The following is a 24,436-nucleotide window of genomic DNA, read 5'->3' as shown; positions in this document are numbered from 1 at the left end:
AAGCCTACTGGCGAGTGAGGTCGGCGATGACGTCGAGCAGCTGAATCGGCTCAATGCGCTCGGAGGATAATCGGAGCTCCTCCGGGCTGAACCAGCGGTAGCCCAGAAAATTGTCGCGTTCGTCAGGCCGCAGCCCAGCGGGACGGACCTCTGTCTTCGGAATTCGCGCCAGGTAGAACCACTCCGTGTGCTCGTGGTCGCGGCCGTTCCAGCGAAAGGTGCGAGCAATTTCGACCGGCCGAGGCTCGACCAGGTCGCCGGGTAGGCCGGTTTCCTCGACGAGCTCGCGGCGCGCTGCCTGTAGCGGCGTCTCGCCTGCATCGATGCCCCCTCCTGGCGGCTCCCATTTGGTGGATCCATCGAAGGGATCGCGCCAGTGAAGCAAGAGAATCCGGCCCCTGTCATCGAGACAGATGGCTCGCGCGGAGGGACGGGAGACCTTGGGGAGCACCGCCACGATCATCTATCAAACGTGCCGCCAGGTTGCAAAGGTTCCGAGAATATGTAATGCTGGAGTTACATGTATGGGGCGGCCACCAGCCCGTTCCGCCGGTGGCAGCAGGGAGGCGGAAACGGCGCCGCTGTGGCGGGCATTGGCGGATCCGACACGACGGCGAATCCTCGACCTGCTGCTCCAACGGCCGCGGATCACCGGCGAGGTCGCCGGATACTTCCACATCTCGCGAATCGCTGTGATGCGGCACCTCACGGTCCTTTCAGACGCCGGTCTGATCGCCAGCCGGAAGCGGGGTCGCGAGAGACGGTATTACCTAAACGCGATCACGTTGCAACAGATCTACCGCCGCTGGTTCGATCCCCTGGCGGCGGGCTGGGTAACCGGAATCCTCCGCCTCCGAGCCGGCGTCGAGGCTAGCGGGCCGGGCGTGGAATCGGCGAGGCCGTCGGTCGATATTGCCTTCGACGCCGTCATCCAAGGATCCAATAGCGCCGTCTTCCACGCGCTGACCAAGGACCCGGGGGCCTGGTGGGGTCATCCGATGCTTCGTCCAGAGGCGACGGGGCTAACGCTCGAGCCCCGCCTCGGCGGCCTCTTCGTGGAGAAGTGGCGCCAGGGCGGCGCCGTCCTGGCCGCGGTGACCCAGTGGTCGACCGATCGGCACCTCGAGCTCACGGGTCCGTTCCACCTGGGGCTGGGCGTCGGGATCGCAAGCTTTGCGCTGGCGACCGAGGGCGAAGGAACGCTTCTCCAGTTTTCTTTCCGCGCCTTCGGTCCGATCGACCCGGATCGCGCGCGGATCTTTTCGGATGGATGGCGTGAGTTGGTTACCGGTCGGCTCAAGGCGCTGGTTGAACAGGGAACCCGTTTGGGCGTCTCTCCCGGAGCCCAGGCGGTCGCGAAGCAACCGGGAGCGAGGAGGAGAAGCGATGGCTGACTCGAAGTCCGTTTACGAGGACGACTGGGGTGAAATCATCGATCGCCCATCGAGCGACGTGATCGAGTTGCGCTGGTTCGACAGCACCGCGTCGATGTCCAAAGAACAATTCCAGCAATGGCTGACCACGTTTGCCGATCAGGTCGCGCGATTGCACCGGTCACGCGTCCTGATCGATGGCACCAATTTCAAGATGAATCCGGCGTTCATGGATGGAGGATGGAGGGACGCCAACATCATTCCGCGCTACAACGCCGCCGGTGTGGTGAGCTTCGCCTTCCATATGCCAGCGGAGATGCCGATGGTCGGCAAGCCGCCCGCGCGCGAGGAACCCGGTCGATTCCCGACGGGATACTTCGGCAGCCGCAAAGAGGCGGTTCGGTGGTTAAAGGGCTAGCCGTCTTCCGAGGCTCGGCAGGCACCACATATAGATATAGGTATCGCGGTTAGGGGTCGCTCGGTCCGTCGGTCGCTGCCAGCCTTTTCGGGCTGACTAGTCACGTGGGTCTGAGGGAGGAATATTGTGGTTGAGATGGAAGATGTTCCGTGGGTCATATTTGTCTTTGAGCGCGGTCAGCCGCGCCAGCTTATCCGGCGGATACGCGCGACGCACCCCTTCGGCGCCTTCGTCGCTTAGCGTATTGACGTACTGGCCTCGAGCGAACGGATCGAGAGCGGCGGCTGTGCGCCGCGCCAGGCCGATTCGGGTGTCGTCTTCGGCGGGATCGGTCCACCGACTCGCGGCGACGTATTCGAAGGACGTGTCGCGGAAGGCAAAGGCAGTGTCTTCATCGGGCACCTCGGCGATCGCGCCGCCATACGCCTGCAAGCCGATGCTTGGGAGACCTCCGGTCGGTGGGTCCGTTCGGCTCTTCAACAGGGACTCAATTGCATCGTTGGATAGCTCGCGGAGGTAATGGCCCTTCCAATTTCGACGCAGCGCGTGTCCCTGGGGAGTGTCATCCATCCGCTGGAGATCGACGTATGACAGCTCGGCCACATGCTCGGTCAGCGGCCTGCCCAGCGGCTTCATGCTTGGTAGCGGGTGGCCGGCCCGTGGATGGCCCACCCAGACGAACCCCACCGTGACGACGTTCTGGTCGCCCGCCAGGCTGGCGGTGAAGGTCGCTTGGCGGGGCGCCTCCGCGCTCAGGTCACGCCAGGTGCGAAGCACGGAGTCAGCAGCCTCGATTGGAAATGAAAGCTCAGTCACGAGCGCGGCGTGTGTGACTTCGTGGAGCCGGAATTCGAATTCAGTGACGACGCCGAAGTTGCCGCCACCACCGCGCAGTCCCCAGTAGAGATCGGCGTTCTCCGTAGGGCTTGCATGGACGACGTCGCCGTCGGCCGTGACCATCTCGAACCCCGCGACGTTGTCGCACGAAAGTCCATATTGCCGCGCTAGCCAGCCCATGCCGCCGCCGAGGGTGAGGCCACCGACCCCTGTGTGCGAAACGTTTCCTGCCGTCGTGGCTAGACCATGCAGTAGGGTCGCTCGGTCGAGCGCACCAAGCAGTGCGCCGCCCTGCACCCACGCACGCTTCCGGATCGGATCGACACGAACCGCACCCATCGGGGTGAGATCGATCATCAGCCCGTCATTCGGACCCCGTGGCCGACCACGCTGTGTCCGCCGCAACGCACGCCGATCTCGAGGTTGAGATCGAGGGCGGCCCGCACCGCGGACCGCACGTCCGCGACGTTGCGGCAGCGAGCGATCAGACGGGGCCGCCGGTCGACCATCGCGTTCCACACCGCCCGCGCCGCGTCATAGCCAGGATCTCCCGGTAGGAGGATGTCGCCGTCCAGGGTCCTGGTAAGGCGTTCTCGGATCATGCTCACTATGACCGCCTCAGGCGACGAAAGTCATCGCGCGGCTGGTATGAGCTTTCGACCGTTCAGCAGTCTGGGGGGCTAACCGAATTCGATGGCGAGATAGGCGGTGCCGTTGGGCGCGATCACCCAGGCCACGCCGACGTAGCGATACGGCCCCATGATGTTGGCCCGGTGGATCGGATCGCCCATGAACCACGCGTTCATGGCCGCATCGTTGATGCCGCCTCCCTGGAACCCGATGCTCTCACTGGCCCGCGAGCCAAGGTGACAGGCGAGGTCGAGGCTACGGCCGTTGGCATGAGAGATGTAGCCCTGTGCCGCCATGCGCGCCGCCTGCCCGGTCGCCACGTTTGCCAGGCAGGGGCTCCATTGCAGCGGCGCTAGACCGGCGGCCTGGCGGTCCTGATTGATCATGCGCCATTGGCCGCTGCCGACGACGGCCTGGGACGGCGCTGCCGACGCGGGCACCGGCTTCGGCTTGGCTGTTCGTTGCGGCACCCGCGCGGCCACAACTCGGGGCTGCGCCGATGGCGTTGGCGTCCGGCGGGCCACCTCCCGTGGGAGTAGTTCGGATGCAGGGTCGAAGATTTGCCGGATCGTGGTGGCTGCCGCCGATTGCACTAACAACGCATGCTGCGTGGGAGCGGAATACGGCGACGGGGCGGCGTACCCGATCGCGACCACTGCCAGCAGGATCAACCAAACCAGGGCGCCCCGCGACAGAAGCGACCTCATCAGTACTGATACCGGTCTGATCCCCAAATTCATATAGCGGAAGGGACGTTTCCCCGGGTGGAGACTATAACATCGGTGCCCTCGGTCGGAGCAGCGCCCAGAAGCCGCGGAAGCGGTACAGTGGCAGGCTCACATCCGGCGCCGGGACTCAACAGCAGGGCCTGAGTTACGTTGTGGGAATCGCACCTGAGTCGGTTGCCCCTGGGCCAGCACCTCGAGACATCTTCCACATCACGACGGAGGCCGACTGGGCGCACGCGCAGACGGAGGGCGTCTACGCCTTATCGACGAGAGGGCTGAGGCTGGCCCAGGTGGGCTTCGTGCATTGCGCCTTCGAAGCGCAGGTCTCTTTTGTGGCCAACGCGTTCTTTCGCGGCGTGGGGAACCTGGTCGTCCTGCGTATTGCGATCGACAGGCTTAAGGTCGACGTGCGATACGAGGATCTTCAGGGCGGCCATGAGCTCTTCCCTCATGTCTACGGTCCGCTCAACCTCGATGCGGTCGTCGCCACCACGCCCCTGGCCGCCGGCACGGACGGCACCTTTACTTTCTCGGTCCCCTCCGCCCAAACCATGACACCGCCTATTCCAGAAACGTGAGAGTAGCCGCGGCGAATAGGGGCGAGCTGAAGATGTTGTAGTGGGTCAGGCCCGGCAGGATCGCGAGCGCGTGGCCGCCCTTCGGCCGGCCCTCGCCCATCCAGCCGCCGTCTTTGAGGCCGCCACCAAGCAGTTTGAACACCTCGACGTAGTGGCTGGGCGGCGCCATGTCGGCGTCGGCAGCGACGATGAGCGTCGGCACCTGGAGCCTGCGGACGTCCTCGGTGAAGTCGAAGTCCTTCGACATCGCTTCGCCGATCTTGGTCAGTAACCGTGGGAAGTCCTCAGGGTGTGGCGCGACCCGCTGGTACAGCTGGTACATGGGCGTGTCTTTCATGAAGTCAGCTGCGGCGGCGTTTACCTGGCTCTGTTGCGCCCGCATCTCCGGATAGATGGCATTGGGCCGGATGTTCGCTGAGGCAACGACGAGCCGACGGACCTTCGCCGGGTACTGCACGGCTGTCTGCAGCGCTACACCACCACCGAGCGAGTAACCCACGACGTCGGGTTTGTCCAGCCCGAGGTGGTCGATCAGTGCCGCGATGTCACCGGCCATGAGCCGGACGTTGATCGGTCGATCGATGTCAGCCGTGCGACCATGTCCTTGCAGATCGACGGTGACGACCTGGTGACGCTCCGCGAGCACTGGAAGAATCGGCCCGAACATCTCGCCCGATCCAAGCCCACCGTGCAGCAGGATCACCGGGCGCCCAGCTCCATAGGTTTCGTAATAGAGGTTGATGCCGTTGACCTCGGCGTACAGGCCGGTGCCCGTCGTCTCGGTGGTCCAATCGGTCTTCACGTGGTGCTCCTTCTTTTGATGATGGAAACGGCGTGCCGAAGATGAAGACTCCATCCGTGCCGCGTATTCATCGGAGACGGACCGGCGATCCGCCTAGTGCGGGGCCAGTGGCGAGCTCAGTCCTCAGCTCACCGCTTTCTTCACGAGCGCGCCGATCCTTGCCTCGTCGGCGGCGGTCAACTGCTTCAGCGCGAAGGCGACCGGCCACACGGTGCCTTCGTCGAGGTTCGCCGCGTCGCTAAATCCCAACGTCGCGTACCGCGTCTTGAACTTCTGCGCGCTTTGGAAGTGGCAGACGACCTTGCCGTCCTTGGCATACGCTGGCATCCCGTACCAGAGTCTCGGCGAGAGAGCTGGTGCGCCGGCTTTGATGATCGCATGGAGCCGCCTTCCCAGGGCGCGATCCGGCGCCGGCAACTCGGCGATCTTCGCGAGCACGGCGCTTTCCCCGTCCGCCTCGTTCCCGGCCGCCTTCATCTCTTGGACGCGGGCCTTCATCGCGCCTCGCTCCTCGTCCGTAAATCCGCTGAACCTCTTGCCGATCGCAGTGGTGCTCTTGGCGGACCGCTGCGTGGCCTTCTTTGCAGGTTTCTTCTCAGCCATAGATGCTTGTTCTAGGTTCACGAGCCCTGTCTGCCATTTGACCACTTTATCTGACACCCCTGACCGGCAGGATGGCGAGGGCCCCGATGATGGCGCAGATGCCGGCGAAGGCGTAAAGCACGCCGTAGTTGCCGCTGCCGATCGCCAGGATGGCGGGCGCGCCCGCCGGCGCGATGGAGAAGGGGAGAGCGCCGGCGATGTTGAACACGCCGAGATCTTTGGCGACGTTGTCTTTGTGCGGTAGCACGTCGACGACTAGCGCGAGGTCGACGGCCGCATAAATGCCGAAGCCGAGTCCGCTGATAGCCAAGCCCACCAGGAATCCGTTGAAATTGCTGGCGGTCGCGACCGCGAACATCGCCAGGCCGTACACGATCGATGCGGTGAAAACGAAGATCTTCCTTCGGCCCGTCCGGTCAGAGAGCTTGCCGGCGATGAGCGAAGCGGCGATGATGACGACCGACTGGGCGAGTGTGCCGAGGAAGATCTGTTGCGGCACGTCGGCCACGGCGCTGCCGATTTTGCTTAGCAGGAAATAGGCCTCGTAGGTGGTCAGGAGGGCGTAGGCCAGAAGGAACATGAAGCGACTAGCGAAGGCCCAAACGAAGTCTGGGCTGGTCCGCGGTTTGACGTAGAAGGTGCTGGCGAATTCCCGCAGCGACCAGGTCGGCCTGCTCGCCCTGGCAAGCCGACGGTCCTTCAGCGCGATCGCGAAGAGCAGGATGAAGAGCCCGCCAGTCGCGCACGGGACCAGGAACGCAGCGATGGGGCGGCCGGTGAAAAGTTTGACGAGAAAGGTGCCACTGACCGACGCGATCGGCAGACAGACGCCCAGGACACCGGAGACCAGACCGCGTTGCGCGCGCGCGACCTGGTCGGGCAATACCGCCACCAGGGCGGCGAGCAGCGCGTTGAAAAATAGCTGGGCAATGCACCATCCAACGAGGACGACCGCGATGTTGGGTGCCAACGCCACGATTAGGATGCCGACGGTACCACCCACCAGGCCTATGACCATCCATGGGCGTCTCATGCCCAGCCGCGACGAAGTGCGGTCGCTCATCCTCCCGAAGAACGGATTACCGAACATTGACACCAGCGCGCCGATCCCGGCGACAAGCGCCAGGCTCTTCGGTGCCTGTTGGAGCCCCACCAGCGAGTTGACCCTTAGTGGCAAGGTGACCAGCACCGGCGCGAGGAACACCAGGTTGGTGCTCATGAACGCCAACGTGTAGAGCGAGATGAACCCCCATCCGACCCTGTGCGCTACGGGCGACTCAGGGGCCAGCGCAGCCGTCATCGATTCAACGATGCCATCCAGCTCGCCACCTGGGCGCGTGAGTTGAGCCCGAGCTTGTTCAGGATGTTGCCCACGTGAGTGGCGACAGTACGATCGGAAATGAACAAGCGGGCGGCGATCTGCTTGTTGCTCAGCCCGTCGGCGACTAACCGCGCGACCTCCAGCTCCCGCTTTCCGAGGGGTGCGCCCCCCGCGCCATCAGACGCGGCGACCTCGGCTTGATCGGATTCGCCAAGCGCGAGGTGCAATGCCGCCACGCGGCTCAAGCGGGCGCCCGCCTGAAATTCGGCCTCGAACTTCGACGATCCCAGCGCTCCCCTGGCCGACGCTTTGGCCTGGGCCAGCACTGGAACAAACGGGCCCATGATGTCCGCGCCGGTCTGCCTCCCCGCGGCTTCTGCTGCCCCGAGCAGCTGTGCCGCTGCTCGCGCCTGGCCGGTGTTGGCCGCATACCAGCCTGCAGCCCCGAGTCCGTAAGACTGGCCCAGCCGGTTGTCGACGTGCCGAGCGACCCGCAAGGCTTCGCGGAACTGCGAGCTGGCGGTATGAAGATCGCCTGACATCATTCCCACCATGCCGAGGTTGCGAAGCATGGCTTCCAGTTGGTACAGGTCACCGGCTTCTCGGCTGAGGCGTACGCCCTCCAAAGACGCAGCTCTGACAGTCTGGAGGTCCCCCTCGAAGATCGCGTGAATCGCCCGAGACTGCACCAACTCGATCGTCGCGGGGAAGTCATCCAGACCCGCGGTGATGGCTTCGGCCTCATCGAGGTAGCGTCTCGCCACTTCATGCTCGCCAGCCATGTTTTCGACGGTCGCGGCTATCGATAGTGCCTCGGACAACAGCGCTGCTGGCCCCGTCCCGCGAGCGGCCACAACGGCTCGCGCGATCCATGGCCTGGCGGCCGCGGGATCGGCCTGCAGCAGGCTCAACCAACCACGAAGGTAATAAGCCCGCACAAGCGTGAGCGGAGACGCCTCGCCGGACGCGAGCAGTGGGTCGAGCCAGCGCACGGCCTCCGTGGTCCCGTGCGTGATCCAGTAGTACTTCATCGAGGCGGCGATATCGAGCCCGCGCGCAAAGTCGCCGCGCGCCAGGCATTGCTGAAGCACCGCTCGGATGTTGTCGATTTCCAGCTCGGCCCACGCGAGCCACTCGAGAAGCCGGTACCGAGCCTTGTCCGCCGATCGCAGACAGGTCGTCCGGTAGTGCTCGAGGCACCGCTCGTCGAGACGTTCCTCCTCATGTGCATCCCCCAACTTCAGGCGGGCGTATTCGCGCAGCGTCTCGTGTAGTCGATAGCACGCAAGTCCCCTGACGTCCTCTTTGGTTACCAGCGATTTGTCGACCAGAGCGGACAGGATGTCCAACGCCCCCATGGCAGGCACCTCATTGGACGTACAAACCGACTCGACATCCACCAACGTGAATCGACCGGCGAACACGCATAACCGCCTGAACAGCATTTGCTCGGCCGGCGTCAACAGGTCGTAACTCCAGTCAATCGTCGTTCGAAGCGTCTGATGACGCGGGAGTGCCGCGCGGCCTCCGCCGGTGAGCAGCGCCAATCGGTCAGTTAACCGATCGAGGATCTGCTCCACGCTGAGCACTCGGGTTCTGACCGCCGCGAGCTCGATCGCCAGCGGCAAGCCGTCAAGCCGGCGGCACAGCGCGACGACCACCGCCTGGTTGGAGCCGGTGAGCTCGAACGTGCCCGATGCCGCTCCCGCCCGCTCACTGAACAGCATGACGGCTTCGTTCTGTCGCAGCTGAGCGAGCGGTACCGTTCCGTCGCCAGGAGGGATCTGCAGCGGCGGAATGGGAATAACGTGCTCGCCTGGCACCTGGAGCGGCTCTCGAGTGGTCGTGATCACCGTCAGCCTTGGCGCGGCGCGAAGGACTTCGGTCACCAGAGGAGCGACGTCTCCGAGGAGGTGCTCGCAGTTGTCGAGGAGGAGCAATAGCTGCCTGTCTTGCAAGTCGGAGAGCAGGATCTGCAGCGGCTTCATAGCGGCTTGGTCTCGGAGGTCCAGGGCTGCGAGCACGGCGTTGGTCACGAGGGCCCCGTCCCGAATGTCGGCGAGCTCGACCAACCAGGCGCCGTCCGCGAATCCACGCCCGAGATCCGCTGCAATCCGAAGTGCGAGGCGGGTCTTCCCGACCCCTCCTGGCCCCACGAGGCTGACGAGCCGGGCCGTCGTGAGCTTCTTTCTGATCTCGCCAAGCTCGCGGCGGCGGCCGACGAAGCTCGTCGCCTCCGCCGGTAGATTGCCCACCCGGTGCTTAGGTCTGGCCATGGTGACTACGCATCGAATCAGTAATCCTGACGATTCGCGCGGCAGGCTGCGGCCTCAGGCTGACAAGTATGACGAAGGAGCTAGCGATCCAGCGAGTTGAGGTGACATTCGTCGGCCCGCCTCCGGCGCGACAAATCGCGCAGGCAATAGGGGTCACCGAGGTCGAGGTCGACGGCCACCGGGTTTGCTGCCTGGTTTGTGGCAGCTTTCAACCATTTCTCGAAGCCATGCACGGTTACGAGGTCACAAGCCTGTCTTCCACCCCGGCACTTTCCATAGGAGATGAGTGATGAACGAGCTAAACAGTCACGCCGAGACCGCGCGCAACGAACCAACAGCAATCGCCTCGCTCGACGCACAGCTGACGGAGCTGATCGAGTTCGTCTCGGCCTGCGAGGCTGCGGCCCGCAGAGAAGACTACGTCGACGCCGTGCTGCGGTACGGGAGCAACGGAGGCTGAGATGAAGGCGATCACAGGGGAGGTGGTTGATGGGGGCAGGTGATGCCGCGCTCGTCGTGAACATCAAGTCGGTGGTCGTCGCGTCGATGACCTTAAGAACAAGGAGCTTCAGATGAGTCCAATTAGAAAAACAGCGTTTGCCGCGGGCGCGCTCTACCTGCTCAGCTTCGTCTCGATCCCGACCCTCTTTCTCTACAATCCGCTGCGCGCTTCGAACTACATCCTCGGGCATGGCTCGAACACCGGCATCATCGTCGGCGCCATCCTGGAGATGATCGTGGCCCTCGCCGGCATCGGCACCGCCGTCGCGCTGTTCCCGGTGGTCAAGAGGCAGAACGAGGGAGTCGCGCTGGGCTTCGCCGCCACGCGAACCCTGGAAGGCGGGGCCATCCTCGCTGGCGTGGCGTGCATCCTGTCGCTCGTGACCTTGCAGCAGGCGGGAGCCGGAACAAATGGGTTGGTTACCGGCCATGCGCTGATCAGCATGTACGACCGGATCTTCTTGCTCAGCCAGAGCTTCATTCCTGCCGTCAACGCCCTGTTGATTGGCTCGCTCCTGTACCAGTCGCGCCTGGTGCCACGGTGGCTTCCGCTGCTGGGATTCGTCGGCGCGACCCTTCTGGTCGCTGGGGACGTCGCCGTACTCTTCGGTCTCACCGGCCAGCATGGTGCTATTGGGGTGGCCGCGTTCCCGATCGCGATATGGGAGTTTTCGCTGGGCGTTTATTTGGTCGTCAAAGGCTTTAAGCCCTCGGCCATCACCGCCCTTTACAACCGCCCCGTCGAAGTGGACCAGCGTTATCTGGTCCCTGCGGACGCTGCCCGGTAAGCGTTCCCGCCTTGACCCGGCACAACTTGGAGCCCGGCGTTGGCCGGGCTCCTTATGAAATTCAAAGGAGTCAAAGTTGAATTCAATCCTCGTCCGCATCGCCACGACAACCGTCGCCGCATTAGCGCTTGTCTTGGGAGCCGTTTCCCCTGTCCAGGCCGCAGGCTAGGGTAATTGCAACGATAGCGGCGCCACTACGCCCTGCTTTGAGAAGATCTGGTCGGAGGGGGTCCAGATCAAGATGACGTTTGTCGACCTCAACCCCACGCCATCCAACGCGCCCACACACCCCTTCTACGTCCTGGCGCCACAGACCCGCACTCCCCAGGGGAGTGTGCCCTTCCTGCACGATCACGTCATCGGCGACGTGTCACCACAGAACCATGGCGACGACCGTGGCAACAACCGTGTTCGCTACCACGGCTACTTCGTCCTCTGCAGTGCTCAGGGCATCTCCAGCGGTGGCTGCGTGCCTACGATGACCTCAATCCCGGGTCTGGGAACAATTCCCTTCGCCAAGACAGTAAACGGGCAGAAGCTGACCTCCGCCGACCCCATAAAGTCGCCGGCAAACTCCGGACTCCTCACGGTCTTCGATACGGGGGGAGAGTTCATCGCCACAATCAAACCCCGGCAAGAAGACGAATCCCGATAACACGCCACTGCCCATTCGAGGGGCCGAGAGTGTGAAAGACGGGGGCTTATCGGCCCCTGTCTTTCTCTTTCGACGCCGTAGTCTTTGATATGTCGTGCGAGTGGTAACCGAGGGGCGCATCCAGCGACGCTGCAGCCTTGGGCGAGCCGGTCGGCTCAGCCCAGCTCGTTGATGCGGATCAGGTTGCCCGCGGGATCGCGGAAGGCGCAGTCGCGAACCCCGTACGGCTGCTCGGTCGGCTCCTGGACGACTTCGGCGCCGCTCGCCTTCAGCTGCGCGAAGGTGCCCTCGAGGTCGGTGGTGGCCAGGATGAGGGCGGCGTAGCTTCCCTTGGCCATCATCTCCACAATGGTGCGGCGCTCCTCGTTGGTGACGGGGCCGGGGCCGAGTCCCGGCGGGTGCAGGACGATGGACGTGCCGGGCTGACCGGCGGGGCCGACCGTGATCCAGCGCTTCCCGCCGTATCCGACGTCGTTGCGGACCTCGAAGCCGAGGGTGTCGCGATAGAAGGCCATGGATGCGTCCGGGTCTTCGTGCGGGAGGAAGGTCGCGTGAATGGTGAGGTCCATGGCGGTCATGCTAGTCGCGGCTCGGTGACCGGCGCTTCTCGATTCCTGATCGGTCTGGTCACCTGTTTCGCCACGCACGGCGGCATCCCCGCCGTCGCGCGCGCCGCCTCGCGCCGGTAGGTGCTGGGCGGTATACCGACCAGTTCGGTGAAGCGACTACTGAAGGTGCCCAGCGACGAGCAGCCGACCGCGAAGCAGACCTCGGTGACGCTGAGGTCGCCACGACGCAGCAGCGCCATCGCGCGCTCGATGCGCCGCGTCATCAGGTAGCTGTACGGCGACTCGCCGTAAGCGAGGCGGAACTCGCGGCTCAGGTGCCCGGCCGACATGGACGCGCCGCGAGCGAGCGCCTCGACGTCCAGCGGCTGCGCGTACTCCTGGTCGATCAGGTCGCGGACGCGGCGCAGTCGCGCGAGGTCGCGCCGGCGCTGCGCCGATGCGGGTCTGACATCTCGATGTACGGTCGAGCGGACATCTCTGCCGTTCGGGTTTACGCCGACCTCCATGTTCTTCAGCTTAAAGCCTACGTAGTACTGCCAGATACACATAAGGCTCAACTTCTTCTGGCAGGCCCTCGCCCATCACCGCTTCTCGCTGAAGCGCACCATGTTGCCCGATGGGTCGCGAAACGCGCTGTCGCGGACGCCGTAGCCCTGGTCCATCGGCTCCTGCAACACCTCCGCACCGGCTCGGCACACGTGCTCGAAGGTGGCGTCGCAGTCGTCGGTCGCGAAGATGACGGCGCGCAGCATGCCGTCGGCCAGGAGCAGCGACATCAGCTTCTTGTCCTGCGGTGAGGCGTTCGGACTGGCCGCCGGCGGCTCGAGCACGATGTTGACGTCGGGCTGTGCCTTCGGGCCCACCGTTACCCAGCGCATGCCCTCGTACCTGACGTCGTTGCGAACCTCGAGACCAAGGACGTCGCGGTAGAACGCCAGGGCTTCGTCGTGGTCGTGCACGGCTATAAAGCAGTGCGAGACTTTCAATTCCATATCCCGCACGTTAGATAGGTCGCGCGGGGAATGCTTCTCCATTACTGACCGATGTGGGGGCGTATTCCTGAGACCCGTCAGAAATCAAGAAGCAATCGCGGAGCGGGGGGCCTAGGCTGACCGTATGACGCGGCCAACACCGCGAATTTGACAGGAGGAAAGCAATGAAGATCAAACTGACCACCATTTACGTCGATGACCAGGAGAAGGCGTTGCGCTTCTACACCCAAGTGGCCGGCTTCGTGAAAAAGGCGGACGTTTCGCAAGGGGGGTATCGGTGGCTCACGGTGGCGTCGCCTGAAGACCAGGATGGCACCGAACTGCAGCTCGCGCGCAACGACAACCCCGCGGCCAAGGCCTACCAGGAGGCGCTCTTCCAGCAGGGCCAGCCCGCAGCCATGTTCTTCACGGACGACGTCCAGGGCGACTATGAGCGGATGAAAGCCGCCGGCGCCGAATTCAAAATGACGCCCACCAAGGTGACAGGCTCGACCATCGCCCAGGCAAATGACACCTCGGGCAACCTGATCCAGATCGCGCAGCTGGACCGCGCACGAAGCGGAGCGGGGCGCCGGTAAGCCGGTCGAAGTCGGCGGGTCGCGCCAGGACGTGTCTGGCGCGGCTCGTCGCCCTCTGAACCACGTCGCGCCCGCGGCACCTACCTACCTCCCGTGGGATGCGGTCCAGGCGAGGAGGCGGTCGGTGTCCCAGCAGTTGACGACTTTGGCGGGATCCACGCCGGCTTCTGCTGCCTGCTGGCATCCGAGTCCCATCCATTCCAGCTGGCCGGGTGCGTGGGCGTCGGTGTCGATGCTTATGTAGCAGCCCGCGCCGACCGCCAGACGGAGCAGCTCGGGGGGAGGGTCGGCCCTCTCGGGGCGGGAGTTGATCTCGACCGCCGTTCCGGTCCTCGTGCATGCCGCGAAAACCTTCTCCGGATCGAACGTCGAGGGCTTGCGACCCCGACCGACGATGATCCGGCCGGTGCAGTGCCCGAGGATGTCGCTATGCGGGTTCTCGATTGCCCGCACCATCCGCCGGGTCATCTCGGGAGACTCCATTCGCAGCTTGGAGTGGACACTGGCGACCACCACGTCGAGGCGACTCAGCAGATGCTCTTCCTGGTCCAGAGTGCCGTCTTCGAGAATGTCGACTTCGATCCCGGTCAGGATCCGGAAAGGAGCGAGCTCGGCATTGAGCTGGTCGACCAGGTCGAGCTGCCGGCGGAGCCGCTCGGCGTCCAGGCCGTTGGCGACTGTCAGGCGGGGGCTTTGGTCAGTCAGCGCCAGGTAGGCATGCCCGAGCGATGCGGCCGCTTCCGCCATCACCCTCACCGGGCTGCCGCCGTCGGACCAGTCGGAGTGACTATGGCAATCTCCGTGCACAGCGCCGCGCAGCCCGGTCGCCGTCTGGCTTAAGGCCGGCCCGCCTCGGCGCTCGAGCTCGAGCAGGTACCCCGGGGTCTGTCCTGAGAGTGCTTCCGTGATGATCTTGGCGGTGGTCTCACCGACCCCTGGGATCTGAGCCAACCTTCCTGATCTGTGCAGCGCCCGTAACTGCTCAGGTTCGAGCCCCGCCACCGCCCGAGCCGCGCGGCGGAACGCGCGCACTTTGTAGGACTCAGCACGCCCCCGCTCCAGCAAATAAGCGATCCTCTCGAGGGCCTCAACCGGCCCCGCTCGCGTCATGGCTTTCACGGTACTGAAGACCTGAGGCGGCCTGAAGCTCCGCCGGTTAAGGCATAAGAAAGGCAACGCCTCCCGGCCCTCGCGATCCGGGAGGCGTCAGCTTTCAGCAGCGCGTCAGCCTATGGGCCACTGTTGACCCCGGTCGCAAAGGTGGCCGTTACGCTATGGGCTTGATCCATTGTCACGACGCAGGTCAGGGCGGTGCCGCTGCAGTCGCCGGACCAGGAGTGGAACAGAATCATCGAGAGCCCCCCGTCCGGGGTTCGTGTGAGGGTTACCGAGTCGCCGAGGAAATAGTAGACGCAGTCGACGAAATCAACGTCCCCGAGGTCCGAACAGGCCTGGAAAAGTGTTGTTCCAACGGATGGCGTCACCGCTCCCGTATCCCCTAGAGAGAGTCCCTGAACACGTAGCGCGAGCCTATAGCCGTGGATGAGCGTGACCGACGCCGCTTGATTGGAGGTGGCTGTGAATGAACACGTCGTGGCATTTCCGGTGCAGGGACCACCCCAACTCAGGACCGACCATTCCTTCGGCACCGTCACGGTCAGAGTCACAGCTGAGTTGAAGGCGAACGTTGAGCTGCATGTCCCTGGGCATTCCATCCCGGCTGGTTGGCTTGAGACCACGGCCCCTAGAGGGAGGGTCGTCGCCGTTCCGTCGAGATTTTGGGCGGCCATCGCGACGGTGATGGCCGGGTCCCCCTGGAATGTCGCGGTCACTGCGCGTGCACCCGCCATCGAGACCGAGCAGCTCGCGCCGCTACAGGCGCCGCTATACCCCGCAAAGCCAAACCCTGACGGAGCCGTTGCGGTCAGCGTGACGGTCGTATTGAAGGGGTAACCAGCCGAGCATGTCGGCGGACAGCTGATTCCGGCGGGTGCGCTGGTGATGAGCGCCCCAGTCGGGACCTTAGTCGTCGTCCCGCTGCCATCGAGCGCGGCGAGCGTGACAGTCAACGATTGATTCCCGGGCACGCACGTTATCGTGGCGCCATGCGAGCCGGCATTGTCGAAGGAGATGGCTATGGTCCCGGTCCAGTTGCCGCCGCCGAGGTTGCATGGCAAGCCTGCCAGTGCGTCAAGGGATGCCAGCCCGCCGCCGGCCGGTCCCTGAGGGCCTTGCGGGCCCTGGGGACCTTGCGCCCCTTGCGAGCCCGGGGGTCCCGCCGCACCCGTGTTCCCCTTCGGGCCCATCAGGCTGACGCCCGACGCAGGCCAACCACCCGAGTCCTTCGGGCCGTAGAGCACATTGGCGGCCGTGTCAATGTAGAAGTCGCCGACGCTGCCCAGGGCACTTCCTGGCGCGCCGGCTCCATTGAGCACCGAGTGCCCGTTGGCACCGGCGGGTCCGGTCAGCCCGGTTGCGCCGGTGTCCCCCTTGGCCCCAGTTGCGCCGGTGTCTCCCTTGGCCCCGGTTGCGCCGGTGTCTCCCTTGGCCCCGGTTGCTCCTTGGATCCCCTGCGGTCCCTGCTGATTCCAGCTGACTGGGACCTCGGTTAAGGCCGGGTTCAAATGGAGGGCCTTGATGACGGCCGCCTCCAAGCACTTGTTCCACGGTGGCGGCAGATTCGTATTGTTCAGCAACCGCGTCAAGCCGGTGGCGACGTTTTCGCAGCCGTTGTAGGTAACCGGCGAATCAGCCACGCCGATCGACCCCGCAACGACGATCACCGCGGCGCTGATGATGACCGATGACAGCAAGCGCGAGCTCGTAACGCGGCCAGCCAGGTGCATGTGTCCTCCTTCCAACCCCAGGGTTCTGTGAGGACCATAAGTGAGCCACGCCAAGCGAGCATCGGGGGAAACCCTGAAACTCCCTCTGGACTGTCCGTTACGACGCCGCTAGGATCCAATCGTGGTCGTGGGGAGGGAGGCGGAGCTGGCAGCCATCGATCGCGTGATTCAGGCCGCCGGTCGTCACGAGGGGGGCGTCCTGCTCCTGGCTGGCGAGCCCGGAAGCGGCAAAAGCACGCTTCTCGAATATGCGCGCTCCAAAGCCACTGGTTTGACGCTACTGCGGAGTGATGGGGTCGCCTCGGAATCGAGCCTTGCCTTCTCCGGGCTTGCCGAATTGCTCCGTCCGGTCCTCGGCCATCTCGACCAGATTCCGGAGCTGCAAGCGGCCAGCCTGCGGGCCGCCCTCGCACTCGGCCCGCCGACGGCGAGCGATCGGTTCGTCACCTACATGGCCGGTTTCAACCTCATCGCCGCGGCGGCCGCAGTGCAACCCGTCCTGATCACCGTTGACGATGCTCACTGGCTCGACGCGTCCTCTGGAGAGGCCCTGTTCTTTGCATGCCGGCGATTGAGCGAAGAAGCAGTGGCAGCAATCGTCACGATGCGACCCGAAATCGACCTTCCCACGGATCCCGTAGGCCTGCCAAGGTATCAACTCATGCCGTTGACCACTGCGGACTCGCTTTTCATCCTCGAGCGGCATCCTCGACCGATGAGTAGGGACGTTGCCCAAGCGCTCTGTTCGGCAGCAGCAGGCAACGCCCTAGCGTTGGAGGAGCTCCCCTTTGTTCTGAGTGACGCCCAGCTCATGGGCCTTGAGCCGCTCCCAAATCCATTGCCGGTCGGGTCGCGCCTGATGCGGGCGTTTGAGCCGCGCCTTCGGCAGCTCCCGCCGTCGACCCGGACGGTATTGCTGCTTTCGTCGGCTATGGACGCTGGCTCGCTATCGATACTCTCACGCGCAACCGGCCAACTGGGCATCGACTGCGAAGCAGCCATCACTCCAGCCGAAGACGCGGGCCTGGTGACGGTTACCGACGCGGTTCGTTTCCGTCACCCCCTGATCCGATCGACGGTGTACGCAGGCGCAAGCCCAAAAGACCGCCGCCAAGCTCACAGGGTGATTGCGTCGGTCCTTCCCGTTGCAGCCACGGCGGAGCGCGCCATGCACAGAGCGGCCGCCACCATCGGCCCGGACGACGCGATCGCGAACGACCTCGAGGCAATCGGTCAGCAGGAACAAGCGCGCGGTGGATACCAGTCCGCCTCGGCGATCTTCGGTCGAGCCGCCGCCCTCTCAAGTCGAACCGAGGATGAGGTCCGCCGACTGACAAGCGCCGCGATGACGGCCCAGCTTGGCGGCCGGAGCGCACGCGCCGTCGAGTGTTTGGACCGGGCTCTGGCATTGACGGAGGAGCCCCTGACGCACGCGGACTTGACCTTGCTGCGACACACCATTTCCCAATGGCTCGAACACCCGATAGCGGCGTACGAAGCGCTCACGCGGGAGGCGTCAGTCATTAAGTCCCGCGACATCGGGCGAGCTGCCCGTCTTCTGACGAACGCTGTCTACCCATGCTGCATGGCGGCCGAGCTCGTAAAGGCGGTAGAAACGGCCACCCAGGCACGCGAGCTTGCGCAAGCGTCAGGAGATCATCTCTTGATCACCGGTGCTATTGCGGTCGAATCCATCGCCCATTTGTTGCACGGCGACGGCTTTCGCAACGCGGAACCGCTGAAAGCGGCCCTGAGCGCGTTCCTCGATCCGGATCTCGGCACCACTATCCCCGTGGAAGTGTGGAACGGAGCCTACGCCATGTTCGTCGCCGAGGACTACCGGATCGCGCGAAAGTTGCTGACAAAGGCTATACAACAGAACCGCGCCGCCGGAGCGCTCGTCACTCTGCCCTACCCGCTGGCGCTGCTGTCGGAGATCGAATTTCGAACGGGTGCCTGGTTGGAGGCCTACGCAGATGCTAGTGAGTCAGTGCTGCTGGCACTGGAGACTGCTCAAGACAGTTCCAGAGCTTACGGCTTGGTGTGCCTCGCCAGGGTGGAAGCGGCAACTGCCCGGGACAACGTGTGCGCTGGGCACCTGGCTGAGGCATTGGAGCTCGCCGAGCGGTTCGGCACGGGCTCGATCCCGACCTATGTATGGTCGATCGAAGGCTTCAAAGCCGTGACCAACCAGCAATGGCAAGCGGCGATCACCGCACTCGATGCTTTACGTCGGCGATGCCGGCAAATTGAACAGCGGGAGCCAAATATCCTGCGCTGGCAAGCTGATCTGATCGAGGCCTATGTAAGGGTCGGCGACGTCGAAAGAGCTGCTGCTGTGATCAACGAACTCACGGCGGACGTCGAGCGAACACGAGGACGTTGGGGCTATGCGGCAGTAGCCCGCAGTCGCGCTCTCCTGGCTATGAACGAGGGAGAAGCCACCAGCTTGTTTTCGCAGGCGATCGATCTCGAGGCTGACGATCCATTTGAAGAAGCTCGCACTCACCTCTTGCTTGGCGAATGGCTGCGGCGAGCGAAGCGCGGCGTCTCAGCGCGCGAACATCTGCATTCCGCCCTGGATGCATTCGAAAGGCTTGGTGCCTCGACCTGGGCCACTCGCACGCGACGCGAACTGATGGCTTCCGGGGAACGAATCGGGCGGAGACGAGGGCCCGCCGTCGAAGCGCTTAGTCCCGCGGAACTCCAGGTTTGCCGTGCCGTCGCTAGCGGTGAGACCAACAAGGAAGTCGCGGCCAACCTATTCATCAGCCTGAAGACTGTCGAGACTCACCTGACGAATGCCTACGCAAAACTGGGCTTGCGATCTCGCTCGGAACTAGCTCGTCTCTTTGCCTTGGAGCCTGAGCGAGCCGTGATGCCAGTGGCTTAGCGGAGTTGCGTCGTACGGCAGTTGGCGGCTCTGTGGGGATTGACTTTGTGCTGCAAAACATGTTAGTTTGTGGCGCAAAGGAGGGGTGATGAACCCAGCAGGCGACAGCAACCAGATTGGAACAGCAGGGGAAGGCGCCGGACTGGATCCGCGCGAAGCGGCGAGGATCCTCGAGCAAACCAAACGGCAGGCTCGGCGCCAGTTCGACCCTCAGTCGGTGTTGGGCGCGGTGGCGGGAGCGGGGGTATTCCTGTTCGGCTACGGCGCGGTCTGGTGGTCGATGCACGATCAGCACGTTTACAGCGGTCCGGCCGGCTGGTCGCTGGCGGTGTTGTACGGGCTCATCGCCGTCTCGGCGATCGCCGGCAGTGTGGCTCCTCGGCGCGCGAATGCCGGCGTCAGCGGCAGGGCTCGGCGCCAGCTGCAGGCCCAGGCCGCCGCCATTGTGGCCGCAGGGGTCGGCGCATGGGTGATCCAGGGCGCGTTGCGCTACCGCGGCGTGAGCTTCGAGATCGTGTACGGGGTGTACGGGCCGACGGTGCCGCTGATGGCCCTGGCCGCGGCCGCAGCCGGCATCATGGCGATGCGGGAGAACTGGCTCCAACTCGGCGTCTGCATCGCCATCATCGGCGTCGCCTCCGTCAGCACGTTCTTCGGACCGCTCGGGGCGTGGGGACTCACCGGCCTGGGCTGCTGCCTGGTGCTGCTGGCTTACGCCGCCGCCCTGGTGGTCCAGCAGCGCCGCCCGTAAGGGCTAGCCATGCCCACCAACACGCTTGAGCCGCTCGACCCGCTGATCCACGTCCCAGCGCGGTTACGGATCCTCGTCACTTTGGCCGCGTTGAACGAGGGCGACATGCTTTCCTTTACCCGCCTTCAGAACATGCTCGACCTGACGCCCGGCAACCTGATCACCCATCTTCGAAAGCTCGACGACGCCCGCTACATCAGTACCTTAAAGACCGGCAACGGGGTCGCGTCGCTGACATCGGTAACACTGACTCGCCACGGCCGCGCGGCGTTGGATGCCTACACCGAAGCGCTGCGCAATCTGCTCGGCGGGCTGGCATCGTGAACGCGGCACCAGTGGTTACGGTTGAACACCTGGTCAAAAGGTACGGGCGACTGGTCGCGGTTAATGACGTTTCTTTCTCGATACGCGAAGGAGAGATTTTCGGGCTCATTGGCCCAAACGGGGCTGGCAAGACCACGACGGTGGAGTGTATCTCTGGGCTCCGTGCTCCCGATTCGGGATCAATCAGTGTGTACGGGCTTTCTCCGCAGAAGGACCGAAACAAGATGAGGGAGTTTGTCGGCGTTCAGTTGCAGGAGAGCGCACTGCCTCCGCGCATGAGGGTTGGTGAGGCGGTCAAGCTCTTTGCCTCTTTCTATCCTCATCCACAGGATCCGAATGAACTGCTCGAGTCGTTGGGAATCAAAGAGGTTGAGAATTCAGCATTCACCAAGCTGTCCGGCGGGCAGAAGCAGAGGTTGTCTATCGCGCTGGCTCTCGTGGGAAACCCCAAGGTCGCCATCCTCGACGAACTGACCACCGGGCTCGATCCTGAGGCAAGGCGTGAGACCTGGAGCCTCATCGAACGGATGAGAGACCGTGGCGTGACGGTGATCCTGGTTACTCACTTCATGGATGAGGCAGAGAGACTGTGTGATCGCCTCGCGCTCATCAACCATGGGACGGTCAGGGCGCTCGACACGCCAGAAGCGATCGCGGCAAAAGCCGGGGGGAGCAGGGTCCGATTTGCCCCATCGCAACCGGTTGACGAGGAGACCCTGCGAGCAATACCCGGTGTCAACGAAATCGAGAGGAAAGAGAGGTTCGTTACCGTCACCGGTACGGGCGATCTCGCGGGAGCGCTAATCAATGCGCTGGCGGCGCTCGGGGTTCGGGTATCAGATGTAGAGGCAAGAGCTGGGAATCTCGAGGATGCCTTCATCAAGCTGACGAAGGACGACGCCTCCAGCTTTGGGAAAGGGGTTCAGCCATGACCGGATCACGTCGGGGTGAGTCGACCAGTCACAGGTCGAGGGTTCAGTTCGCCGAATTGCTCAAAGTCCAGGGCAAGCTCGCCTTACGAGAACCGATTGCCCTTCTGGGCGGGATTGGATTGCCAGTAATCTTGCTGCTCGTGTTCGGGTTCATCGGACAGCAAGTACCAGGAAACGTTGGCAGCACCGGCCTCACGATCATCGATCTTTGGACCCCAACCATCTTGGTCATCGCGTTCATATTTATCTCGGTTTCCCTGCCGAACACTCTGGTCAGAGATCGTGAGATCGGCTGGCTGAGAAGGGTTTCCACGACACCGCTGCATCCGTCCCGGCTGCTTGCGGCGCAGCTCATCATCGATCTGATTCTTGCGGCAGCGGCCGTCCTGATTGTTCTCCTGGGTGGCGCGCTCCTGTTCGGCGCATCACTCCACATGGAGATTCTGCCTTTTGGTGTTTCGCTCCTGCTCTCGATCGCCGAGATATTCGCACTTGGCCTGGTGCTCGTGGCCTTGGTGCCATCACAGGCGGTCGCCAGCGCCGCCGGCGGGGTGATGGCATTCGGTTTGATGTTCCTTTCGGGTCTGTGGGTTAATCCGGCACAGGTGGGCGACCCCTTGCGGACGATCATGTATTACTCGCCGAGCGGCGCCGCTACGAGGGCTGTGCTCGATTCGGCGTTCAATGGGGGCCCATCATATGCGGCGCTACTAACTACGGCCGTCTACACGGTCATCTTCGGATTCATCGCGGTTCGCTATTTCCGCTGGGAGTAGCGCACTGGGACGCACACGCGAATCGGCCAGCGCCGGATCACAGCAGGATCACGCACTACCGGAACCAGCCGGACACAGGACCCGGTGGCCACCAGGGCGGCTCGTTGGCGATGAAGGCGCACATCCGGTCCCAGTCACAGAGATCCTCTGAGTGTGATCTGGGGCCACAGGCCCGGCACGCCCGCAGTATGCAGCAGCACATCGCGGAGCGTCACGCGATCCTTGCCGTGCGCGGAGAATTCGGGCCAGACATCGGCGACGCGCTGCTGGTAGCTCAGCTCGCCACGGTCGATGAGTGCGTGCGCGACCGACGTCGCAACGCCCTTGCCCGTGGATGCGGCGAAGAACAGGGTGCCCGCAGTCACGGGTTATGCCGCCCGCGGATCGGCGAGTCCGGCAACCGCGTCCACGACAACTTCGCCTTGATGAGGGACCGCGACCTGAAGCCCGGTCTCGCCACCGGAGGCGACGAGCTCGTCGATCGTGGCCTGAACTTGCCGCTGCGGGTCGACCGACAGGCTCACGCGGGAAATCGCCAGGTGGTCTGACTGAATAGCTCGCCCTTGCGGAAGCCGAGCCCGCGGACGGGTCGCACGCGGAACACCAAGGCGCGCCCGCCGGCATCGTGGTGGCTGAATGCGCCGTCGCGAACCACGAAGTGCCAGACCTCGGTCCCATACCTTCCAGCACTACGTCGAGCCCGCCTGCCACGAGGTCGGTGCGGCCAGTGGTCAGGATGCACGAGGAGTTCGCCGCCAGGTTTCTCGCCTTGCGTTCTTCCGCTCCAGCGCTAAACCAGATCGCGTCGCCATGCCAGACGGCCACCAGCGGCGCGACGTCGGCATCGTGCCCCTCTCCCGCTCGACCTGACGCTCGCCGCCACCCGGGTGATGAATGGAGGCGCGCTGGACCGAGATTCCGCCGGCTAAGGGTGGTCTTCGGACTGGGGCTCAGTGACCCTCAAGCCTGTGTTTTGTCGAGACGCTGCAGGAGCTGATGGGCTGCGAGCTCAAGCTCTTTATGCTGCCACTCCGCGGCTCGAAACTGACATGCGATCAGGCCCATCCGATGCACGCGACGGAAGTCACCATAGACGAACCCGTAGCGGGCCTTAGTGTCGTCGTTCGCTCCGTCGGTCAGGCCGAGATGCCATTCCCCGTACTCGTCCCACGAATGCGACTCCAAGAAGGCGTTTTCGTCTTCGGCGCTGGGCTGACTGTCTCCCCAGGTGCTGTCGAGGACGTACTGATGGGCGTCGATGAGGCGTCGGGCTCGTGCTACCGCGCGCTGGTTGACCGAATACGAAGCCATCATTTCAAGTATCGCTGATGCTATGGCTCCTCGTAAATGCGGAGAGCGGCGGTAGCCCGCCACGCCCTACATGAGGAGAACCCGGCATGATGCAACCACGTCACTGCAGCCCGACGCGCGCGAGGGCCGGATGCCCTGCTGCTTGGCTGCGACCCAGGCCCCAGCGATGCTTAGCGGGTCGCAGGTACCGGCGCCGAGAGTCTTCAAGGCGGCAGATTTCGCCTAAGCGGGTACCCTCAGATCGGCGAGGCCAATGTTGTACTCACGGATGGCGACCCTCGCGTGAGCCAGGTACAGGGCAGCCGCGATGAACGTAGCCAGGCCAACGGCCCAGCCAGCAGAAAGGTTCGCGATTGCGTGCCCGCCTAGCGCGACCGCAACTCCCGCGAGCATGCTGTTGATCGCGGCAACCATGCTGGAAGCCGTCAATAGCACGTTCAGATCACGGGCCCGCACTCCCATGAATTCCCTCCCCGGTGCTGTTGGATTCTGCAGCCGTGCGTCGGCAAAGAACACTAAACCCGGCGGCACCAGCTGACGGTAGTAGACACGAATGCGCTGCATTTCCCAAGAATGATGAAGGTCTTCGACGCCAGCCTGGACCAGGCGCCAGTATGTGAACTCACCCAGGATGAGCAGCGCAGGCAGAACGGCCGCCGCGAACGGTCCGAGCACCGCGGCGTCACGCGTCACGAATCCGAGGGCGATTAGCGAGCCGGTGAGTGATGCTAGATACAGCGCGGAGCGGCTGGCACTCTCAGCAGTGAGCGTGCCACGAGCTCCCTGAAGGACGAAGTGCTCCGTCACAAGCGCGGTCATGAATGCGTCCGGTGGCCTTTGGTCTGAATCCATCGGTAATCCTCCTGGCAATCGCGCCGTCGTAGTGTGGGTTGGGTCAACTGATCCTCAGAACTATCGCATCCTATTGATGTGATCCGCTGGCCACCCGTCCGT

The 24,436-nt window shown here is 63.9% G+C and carries 28 protein-coding genes and 1 pseudogene; 13 read left to right on the top strand and 16 right to left on the bottom strand.

The genetic code is table 11. The features are described 5' to 3' along the window. Positions 1-4 precede the first annotated feature (4 nt). The gene (locus VHK65_01520; GenBank protein ID HVS04830.1) at positions 5-463 is read right to left on the bottom strand and encodes an NUDIX domain-containing protein; all 459 of its coding nucleotides are present in this window, start codon (positions 461-463) and stop codon (positions 5-7) included. A 61-nt stretch (positions 464-524) separates the two neighbouring features. Here VHK65_01520 and VHK65_01515 point away from each other — a divergent pair, with 61 nt between their 5' ends. Continuing rightward, positions 525-1,394, top strand: a complete 870-nt coding sequence (locus tag VHK65_01515; GenBank protein HVS04829.1) for a metalloregulator ArsR/SmtB family transcription factor — start codon at positions 525-527, stop codon at positions 1,392-1,394. Further along, positions 1,387-1,791: a hypothetical protein gene (locus VHK65_01510; protein HVS04828.1), complete on the top strand. Its 405-nt coding sequence runs from the start codon at positions 1,387-1,389 to the stop codon at positions 1,789-1,791. The genes VHK65_01515 and VHK65_01510 overlap by 8 nt, the downstream gene beginning before the upstream one ends. A 96-nt stretch (positions 1,792-1,887) precedes the next feature. Here the strand turns inward: VHK65_01510 and VHK65_01505 are convergent. Next, a pseudogene (locus tag VHK65_01505) lies at positions 1,888-3,230 on the bottom strand (FAD-binding oxidoreductase). Between the two features lie 78 nt (positions 3,231-3,308). Continuing rightward, the gene (locus tag VHK65_01500; protein ID HVS04827.1) at positions 3,309-3,965 is read right to left on the bottom strand and encodes a CAP domain-containing protein; all 657 of its coding nucleotides are present in this window, start codon (positions 3,963-3,965) and stop codon (positions 3,309-3,311) included. 173 nt (positions 3,966-4,138) lie between these two features. On the opposite strand from VHK65_01500, the gene VHK65_01495 reads away from it, so the two are divergent. Then, on the top strand, positions 4,139-4,564 hold the full coding sequence (locus tag VHK65_01495) for a DUF952 domain-containing protein (protein HVS04826.1): 426 nt from the start codon (positions 4,139-4,141) through the stop codon (positions 4,562-4,564). Here VHK65_01495 and VHK65_01490 read toward each other — a convergent pair. From VHK65_01490 to VHK65_01470, 5 genes are all read right to left on the bottom strand, one after another. Continuing rightward, on the bottom strand, positions 4,548-5,366 hold the full coding sequence (locus VHK65_01490; protein HVS04825.1) for an alpha/beta hydrolase: 819 nt from the start codon (positions 5,364-5,366) through the stop codon (positions 4,548-4,550). The two genes, VHK65_01495 and VHK65_01490, sit on opposite strands and share 17 nt — an antisense overlap. Positions 5,367-5,489: 123 nt before the next feature. Then, the gene (locus tag VHK65_01485) at positions 5,490-5,969 is read right to left on the bottom strand and encodes a DUF1801 domain-containing protein (protein ID HVS04824.1); all 480 of its coding nucleotides are present in this window, start codon (positions 5,967-5,969) and stop codon (positions 5,490-5,492) included. 46 nt (positions 5,970-6,015) lie between these two features. Further along, positions 6,016-7,269: an MFS transporter gene (locus VHK65_01480; protein HVS04823.1), complete on the bottom strand. Its 1,254-nt coding sequence runs from the start codon at positions 7,267-7,269 to the stop codon at positions 6,016-6,018. Continuing rightward, complete coding sequence (locus tag VHK65_01475) at positions 7,266-9,566, bottom strand: LuxR C-terminal-related transcriptional regulator (GenBank protein ID HVS04822.1); 2,301 nt, start codon at positions 9,564-9,566, stop codon at positions 7,266-7,268. Before VHK65_01475 ends, VHK65_01480 begins: the two co-directional genes overlap by 4 nt. Before the next feature lie 80 nt (positions 9,567-9,646). Beyond that, positions 9,647-9,778: a hypothetical protein gene (locus VHK65_01470; protein ID HVS04821.1), complete on the bottom strand. Its 132-nt coding sequence runs from the start codon at positions 9,776-9,778 to the stop codon at positions 9,647-9,649. Positions 9,779-9,855: 77 nt separating this feature from the next. Here VHK65_01470 and VHK65_01465 point away from each other — a divergent pair, with 77 nt between their 5' ends. The 3 genes from VHK65_01465 to VHK65_01455 all read left to right on the top strand — a co-directional run bounded on the left by VHK65_01465 (position 9,856) and on the right by VHK65_01455 (position 11,510). Then, positions 9,856-10,026 (top strand): hypothetical protein, encoded by a 171-nt coding sequence (locus VHK65_01465; protein HVS04820.1) that lies wholly within the window; start codon positions 9,856-9,858, stop codon positions 10,024-10,026. A gap of 112 nt (positions 10,027-10,138) precedes the next feature. After that, entirely contained in the window at positions 10,139-10,855 is a 717-nt protein-coding gene (locus tag VHK65_01460; protein ID HVS04819.1) for a DUF4386 domain-containing protein, read from the top strand. 241 nt (positions 10,856-11,096) lie between these two features. Then, positions 11,097-11,510: a hypothetical protein gene (locus tag VHK65_01455; GenBank protein ID HVS04818.1), complete on the top strand. Its 414-nt coding sequence runs from the start codon at positions 11,097-11,099 to the stop codon at positions 11,508-11,510. Positions 11,511-11,665: 155 nt separating this feature from the next. Here VHK65_01455 and VHK65_01450 read toward each other — a convergent pair whose 3' ends face one another. From VHK65_01450 to VHK65_01440, 3 genes are all read right to left on the bottom strand, one after another. After that, positions 11,666-12,079 (bottom strand): VOC family protein, encoded by a 414-nt coding sequence (locus VHK65_01450; GenBank protein ID HVS04817.1) that lies wholly within the window; start codon positions 12,077-12,079, stop codon positions 11,666-11,668. A gap of 5 nt (positions 12,080-12,084) precedes the next feature. Next, entirely contained in the window at positions 12,085-12,585 is a 501-nt protein-coding gene (locus VHK65_01445; protein HVS04816.1) for a helix-turn-helix transcriptional regulator, read from the bottom strand. A 75-nt stretch (positions 12,586-12,660) separates the two neighbouring features. After that, the gene (locus VHK65_01440) at positions 12,661-13,071 is read right to left on the bottom strand and encodes a VOC family protein (GenBank protein ID HVS04815.1); all 411 of its coding nucleotides are present in this window, start codon (positions 13,069-13,071) and stop codon (positions 12,661-12,663) included. Positions 13,072-13,235: 164 nt separating this feature from the next. Between VHK65_01440 and VHK65_01435 the strand changes: the two genes are divergently transcribed. Beyond that, a complete protein-coding gene (locus VHK65_01435) occupies positions 13,236-13,649 on the top strand; it encodes a VOC family protein (GenBank protein ID HVS04814.1) in 414 nt (137 codons plus the stop codon). An 84-nt stretch (positions 13,650-13,733) separates the two neighbouring features. On the opposite strand, the gene VHK65_01430 is transcribed toward VHK65_01435, so the two are convergent. The 3 genes from VHK65_01430 to VHK65_01420 form a co-directional block, all read right to left on the bottom strand. Continuing rightward, on the bottom strand, positions 13,734-14,759 hold the full coding sequence (locus VHK65_01430; protein ID HVS04813.1) for a PHP domain-containing protein: 1,026 nt from the start codon (positions 14,757-14,759) through the stop codon (positions 13,734-13,736). A gap of 119 nt (positions 14,760-14,878) precedes the next feature. Then, positions 14,879-16,495: a hypothetical protein gene (locus tag VHK65_01425; GenBank protein ID HVS04812.1), complete on the bottom strand. Its 1,617-nt coding sequence runs from the start codon at positions 16,493-16,495 to the stop codon at positions 14,879-14,881. 277 nt (positions 16,496-16,772) lie between these two features. Further along, positions 16,773-17,018: a hypothetical protein gene (locus tag VHK65_01420; GenBank protein HVS04811.1), complete on the bottom strand. Its 246-nt coding sequence runs from the start codon at positions 17,016-17,018 to the stop codon at positions 16,773-16,775. Between the two features lie 390 nt (positions 17,019-17,408). Here VHK65_01420 and VHK65_01415 point away from each other — a divergent pair, with 390 nt between their 5' ends. The 6 genes from VHK65_01415 to VHK65_01390 all read left to right on the top strand — a co-directional run bounded on the left by VHK65_01415 (position 17,409) and on the right by VHK65_01390 (position 22,719). Continuing rightward, a complete protein-coding gene (locus tag VHK65_01415) occupies positions 17,409-19,388 on the top strand; it encodes a helix-turn-helix transcriptional regulator (GenBank protein HVS04810.1) in 1,980 nt (659 codons plus the stop codon). A gap of 88 nt (positions 19,389-19,476) precedes the next feature. Beyond that, complete coding sequence (locus VHK65_01410) at positions 19,477-20,139, top strand: hypothetical protein (GenBank protein HVS04809.1); 663 nt, start codon at positions 19,477-19,479, stop codon at positions 20,137-20,139. 9 nt (positions 20,140-20,148) lie between these two features. After that, entirely contained in the window at positions 20,149-20,463 is a 315-nt protein-coding gene (locus tag VHK65_01405; protein ID HVS04808.1) for a transcriptional regulator, read from the top strand. Continuing rightward, entirely contained in the window at positions 20,460-21,395 is a 936-nt protein-coding gene (locus tag VHK65_01400) for an ABC transporter ATP-binding protein (GenBank protein HVS04807.1), read from the top strand. Before VHK65_01405 ends, VHK65_01400 begins: the two co-directional genes overlap by 4 nt. Further along, positions 21,392-22,171, top strand: a complete 780-nt coding sequence (locus tag VHK65_01395) for an ABC transporter permease (GenBank protein ID HVS04806.1) — start codon at positions 21,392-21,394, stop codon at positions 22,169-22,171. Before VHK65_01400 ends, VHK65_01395 begins: the two co-directional genes overlap by 4 nt. 188 nt (positions 22,172-22,359) lie before the next feature. Beyond that, positions 22,360-22,719, top strand: a complete 360-nt coding sequence (locus tag VHK65_01390; protein ID HVS04805.1) for a hypothetical protein — start codon at positions 22,360-22,362, stop codon at positions 22,717-22,719. Positions 22,720-23,131: 412 nt separating this feature from the next. Here VHK65_01390 and VHK65_01385 read toward each other — a convergent pair whose 3' ends face one another. Together VHK65_01385 and VHK65_01380 are read right to left on the bottom strand one after the other, a co-directional pair. Next, on the bottom strand, positions 23,132-23,482 hold the full coding sequence (locus tag VHK65_01385; GenBank protein ID HVS04804.1) for a hypothetical protein: 351 nt from the start codon (positions 23,480-23,482) through the stop codon (positions 23,132-23,134). A 222-nt stretch (positions 23,483-23,704) separates the two neighbouring features. After that, positions 23,705-24,301, bottom strand: a complete 597-nt coding sequence (locus VHK65_01380) for a hypothetical protein (protein HVS04803.1) — start codon at positions 24,299-24,301, stop codon at positions 23,705-23,707. Positions 24,302-24,436: the final 135 nt, after the last annotated feature.

This window comes from Candidatus Dormiibacterota bacterium, from assembly GCA_035544955.1.
Classification (GTDB): Bacteria; Chloroflexota; Dormibacteria; order CF-121; family CF-121; genus CF-13.
Note: the sequence above shows the minus strand (reverse complement) of the source record. Positions and strands in the feature narration are given on the sequence as shown.